Annotated in this window: 5 protein-coding genes and 1 tRNA gene; 4 read left to right on the plus strand and 2 right to left on the minus strand. The window is 66.8% G+C overall.

What is annotated here, in order from left to right; genetic code table 11:
* Both VJ655_RS00005 and VJ655_RS00010 read left to right on the plus strand, forming a co-directional pair.
* A partial coding sequence (locus tag VJ655_RS00005) for a glycosyltransferase family 61 protein (RefSeq protein WP_324097333.1) occupies positions 1-375 on the plus strand: 375 nt, incomplete at its 5' end.
* Between the two features lie 7 nt (positions 376-382).
* Entirely contained in the window at positions 383-1,558 is a 1,176-nt protein-coding gene (locus VJ655_RS00010; protein WP_324097334.1) for a glycosyltransferase family 61 protein, read from the plus strand.
* Between the two features lie 76 nt (positions 1,559-1,634).
* Here the strand turns inward: VJ655_RS00010 and VJ655_RS00015 are convergent, their stop codons facing one another.
* The gene (locus VJ655_RS00015; protein ID WP_324097335.1) at positions 1,635-1,991 is read right to left on the minus strand and encodes a response regulator; all 357 of its coding nucleotides are present in this window, start codon (positions 1,989-1,991) and stop codon (positions 1,635-1,637) included.
* The gene (locus VJ655_RS00020; RefSeq protein WP_324097336.1) at positions 1,988-3,133 is read right to left on the minus strand and encodes a sensor histidine kinase; all 1,146 of its coding nucleotides are present in this window, start codon (positions 3,131-3,133) and stop codon (positions 1,988-1,990) included. Before VJ655_RS00020 ends, VJ655_RS00015 begins: the two co-directional genes overlap by 4 nt.
* 320 nt (positions 3,134-3,453) lie before the next feature.
* Here VJ655_RS00020 and VJ655_RS00025 point away from each other — a divergent pair.
* Both VJ655_RS00025 and VJ655_RS00030 read left to right on the plus strand, forming a co-directional pair.
* Positions 3,454-3,530: transfer RNA gene (locus VJ655_RS00025), tRNA-Arg, on the plus strand.
* A gap of 294 nt (positions 3,531-3,824) precedes the next feature.
* Positions 3,825-4,616, plus strand: a 792-nt coding sequence (locus VJ655_RS00030; protein ID WP_324097337.1) for a phosphoribosyltransferase-like protein, incomplete at its 3' end; no start/stop codon positions are given.

Below are 4,616 nucleotides of genomic sequence, written 5' to 3' on the forward strand. Positions count from 1 at the left end.
AACGAGTCCGAACTCGAGGCCGCGATGGCCGCGCGCGGCTATGCGATCGTGCGACCCGAAACCCTGTCGGTGCGCGACCAGATCGCTCTGTTCCGCGGGGCCGAGATCATCGTCGCCCAAAGCGGAGCGGCGCTGGCGAATGTTCTCTTCTGCGCCGCCGGCGCTCGCGTCCTCGAGATTCAGTCCAATGGGCGTGAGCCGGTTTGGGCGCGGGATATCGCCCGACTGGTTGGGGCCGATTGGCGCGCCTTCGTCGAGGCCTCGCCGCTCGTCGAGACCGAAATGCTGATGTCCAGCGACCTTCGTCCGGATACGGCATTCAGCTGGCGTCTCGATCTGAAGGCTCTCCTGGCCTTCCTCGATCCGCTGTCATAGGCCCGAGATGACCGCTTCGATCGACCTCTCCCATGCCGAACGGGTCTCGCTGACCGAGGCTCTAGGCGGCGCGCATCGCGCCGCGCGGGTGAAGCTCATGTCCTCCAGCGGCCCGATCCCGCCGCGACCGATGTTGTGGCCTTGCGCTGGCGATATGCTCAACGCCCTGCATGATCTCGCCCCGGTCGTCGCCCCGGATATCGATCTCCTGGTCGTTCACCGCGCCGTGGCCGGCGGCTGGGGCGGGCATCTCAAGCTGGATGGCGTGCTGGTCTATGCCGACGGGCCATACCCCTCTTACATCAAGCATTGGTACGACCACGACATCACCCCGGAAAGCTGGAGCTTCGACGCGCCGGTCCGGCTCAGCCTGCCCAAGGCCTTCGTGATCACGCACTTCAACTACGTCTGGGGTCACTGGCTGACCGAGATGTATCCGAAGCTGTTCCTGATCCGGGCGTTGATCAAGGCCGGAGTCGTCGCGCCGCTGCTGCTGCCCGCCTCGGCCCCGGCCTATATGAAGAGGATCGCGAGGGCGCTGATCCCGGATCTTGAGATCGTCACCTACAATTCCGCCCATGAGGCCGTGGAGGTCGGAACCGCCCTGCTGCCGCACATGCTGCATAAGGACTACTATTTCCACGACGTCCTGCGCTGGGAGCTTGAGCGCGAGGCGCTGAAGCACCCCCGCGGCGGCGGCTTCGACAAGGTGTTCGTCAGCCGCGGCGGCGTGCGCACGCCCCAAACCTTCCGGGAGATGACCAACGAGGCCGAGATCGAGGCGATCGCGCAGGATCTGGGCCTGACCCTGCTGCGCCCCGAGACCCTGCCGTGGGAAGAGCAGGCGCGGATCTTCTCGCGGGCTCGCGTCGTGGCCGGCGAGTTCGGGTCGGGCCTGCACAACGCCCTGCTGTCGCCGGAGGGCTGCCAGGTGGTGTCGCTGAACTGGCTGGTCGAGGTGCAGTCGCGGATCGGTCATTTCCGCCGTCACGACGTCGGCTACATCCTGCCCGACGACGGTCGCGCCCGTCTGTACACGATCGAACCCCAGATCCAGCCGTTCACGATCGACGCCGAGGATTTCCGCCGCAAGCTGGGTCTGGCCGTGGAGCGCGCAGAGGCCCGAGCGGCCATGGCCGGCTGGGACGACGGACCGATCATCGCCCCCGATCTGCTGCTGTAAGGCGCGGCTCCAGGCTTTGGACGGCGACGCCGCCGCCGACCCTGGCCCTGGTCCCGCCTTTCGCGCCGCGGTCCCGTCAGTCGTGTCGGAACCGGTCGATGGCCATGCGCAGCTGGCCGACATTGATCGGCTTGGCCAGGACGTCGATGGCCTCGAAGCCCTTGCGGGGCAGATCGCCGTAGCCGGTGGCGAACACGAACGGGACGCCGCGCTCCCTCAGCTCCTCGGCGACGGGGAACACCATCTCGCCGCCGATATTGACGTCCAGCACCGCGCAGTCCGGCGGCGGGTTGTCGCCATCCAGCCAGGCCAGGGCGTCGGCCACGGCGCCGAACGAGGCGGCCACCTCGCAGCCCAGGTCTTGGAGCATATCCTCGACCATCATGGCCACCAGCGCCTCGTCCTCGACGATCATCACCTTGGCGGATTTCATGCGGCCAGGCTCATCCTCGGAGAAAGCGGCGCCCGGAAGGTGTAGACGACGCCGGATGGCGGAAAGTCGAGCGTCGCCGCGCCGCCCAGATCACGGGCCAGGCCCTGCTGGATCATCTTCGAGCCGAAGCCGCGGCGCGTGGGCGACCCGGCCAGGGGCGGGCCGCCGGTCTCGCGCCAGGTCAGGGTCAGGACCGGGGGCGCGACGGCCTCGTCGATCTCCCAGCGGATGGCGACCCGACCGTCAGCGGTCGACAGGGCGCCGTGCTTGGCGGCGTTGACCACCAGTTCGTGGATCGTCATGTGCACCGAGACCGCGGTTTCGGCGGTGAAGGCGACCGCGGGACCACCGATGTCGAAGCGGTCGGCCAGATCGGCGCTGAACGGCGTCAGCGCCCGTTGCAGGATTTCCTCGAGCTGCGCCCGGCCCCAGGATCGGCGGGTCAGCAGCTCGTGGGCCTGGGACAGGGCCAGGATGCGATCCTCGAACACCTCGGCGAAGGCTTCGGGCGAAGGGCTGGCGCGCAGGGTCTGGCGGGCGATCGACTGGACGATGGCCAGGGTGTTCTTCACCCGATGGTCCAGTTCCTGGAGCAGGAACACCCCATGCTCCTTGGACTCCGTCAGGCTGTCGTTCAGCCGCCCGCTTTCCAGGGCCGAAGCGGTCGCGCGCGCCATCACCTGCAGGCGCTGAACGACCTCGGGCGAGGGCGTATGGCCGTGCGCCCAATAGGCGCCGATGGCCGCCACCGGGTCGTCCAACCGCACCGGGGTGACGACCAGGCTCTTCACGAAGGTCGGCCTATAGGCGTCGTGGGGGATGCGCGCGTCGGCGTAGATGTCGGGGATCACCACCGTCTCGCGGTTCAGCATCGCCCAGCCGGAGATGCAGGCGCTGATCGGAAAGCGCCGCCCTTTCCAGAGCGGGCCAATGGCGTCCTCATCGAAATACCAGCACTGGTTCTGGTCGCGCAGCACGAAGGCGACGCCGTCGGCGCCGGAAATTCGTCGCGCGGCCGTGCGGATGACGTCGGCGACCTCGCCAATGGTGCGGGTGGCCGAAAGGGCTTCGATCGTCTCGATCAGCGTCGTCAGCCCGCTGTCAGGCGAATCGACGGCGTTACTGGGCGCCAAGTCCAACATCAGTCCAGCATCGCACGTTGGTTGTATTCCAAACCCTAACACGCGCGAGGAGCCGAACAAGCTTGGCCCTGGAGATAAGTGTGATCGCACATGCGCCTGGATTGAGTGGCGCCGGGCCCGATCCCTGGAAATCCAGGGGCGGCGAGGTCATGGCGCCTCGCGCCTGGCGAGGACGGCGTCAGACCGTGGCTGGTCTCGGGTCGTGCCCGACACGCCCAGAACGCGTCGAACGTTCGCATCGTCCCGGGGCCTTTGACGATCGTCGCCGACGGGGTTCGCACGCCCCCAATCTTGCGCTATTGACCCTGACCCGCGCGCGCGGCCCGGTAGCTCAGCAGGATAGAGCAGCGCTTTCCTAAAGCGAAGGTCGGGGGTTCGAGTCCCTCCCGGGCCGCCAGTGGTATTGTCGTTACACGCTAAGACGTACCCATTTCCAACTTAAGACTGTCAATAATGCGAGGCGGTCGCAAGAGTGGCAGGTAAGGGTGCTGCTCGCCTGTCATAGGTGCGCCAACTCCTGACGTTGGCGTCCCTCCAGGAACAGGACATTCAGCGCGCGAGGCGCAGTGGCGAGATCGCTCCTTCGCAGACTTCGCGAAGGCATGCTGGGGCGCCACTCATTCGCGGCGTGTTTGGCCTCACGGCTTGGTAAGCAGTAGGCATGATAGGGTATGGCGCCTACGATGTCGGAATGCGCCGACGCCATCAGCCGCTTTCAGAAACCCCGACAGGCAAAGCCTGGATCGGACAGTTCGGGGCCGCCGATCAGGCGGCGGCGGCAAGCTTGCTCGACGCGATGTTGCTGCTCAACGCCGAGCATGTGAGTCAGGCGCTGCGAACCGAACTACGGGCTCTCGGCGAACGACGCCCCGTGCGAACGCGCCGGCTGGCCCTCTACGCTGAACGAAAGCTCGGCGGCGCGCCCTTCTTCGCCGAGGCGATGACGCCGGACGATCAGGGCAAACTGCGCCTGCGCGCCCACGGTCGAAACTTCACCCCCGTGCGCCCCGTCCGCGGCGGCACCCGGGTGGGCAGCGAGGCGACGATCGCCAATGTCTTCTCCCAGCTGGTCGGGGGGGCGGGCGGCGAAAGGATTTTCGTCAACAGCCCAGGGCCCGATCGGATCAGGGCAAAGATCAGGCCGGTTCAAACGATCGTGATCGTGACTGACCTTATCGGTTCCGGACAGCGCATCCTCACGTGGCTGGACGCCCTCTGGAAGATCAAGTCCGTCAAATCGTGGGTGTCGCGAGGACTGGTGGATTTCGCCGTCGTCGCTGTTGCTGCGACGAGGTCGGGCGAGGCTAAGGTCCGCGCCCATCGGCTCCAACCCACCGTGAAGAAGGTCTATGTCGCGCCGGTTGTTTCAGCGATCTCCACCGATCCTGTCGTCGTCGAATGGCGCCGTCTTATCGCCACGGTCGGCCCTGCCTCCGGGCGTGGCGCGGCTCGCGGGGGCTTTGGCGACGAACCCTGCCTCGTC

This window comes from Caulobacter sp. (genome assembly GCF_035254145.1).
In the GTDB taxonomy this organism is placed as follows: Bacteria; Pseudomonadota; Alphaproteobacteria; order Caulobacterales; family Caulobacteraceae; genus Caulobacter.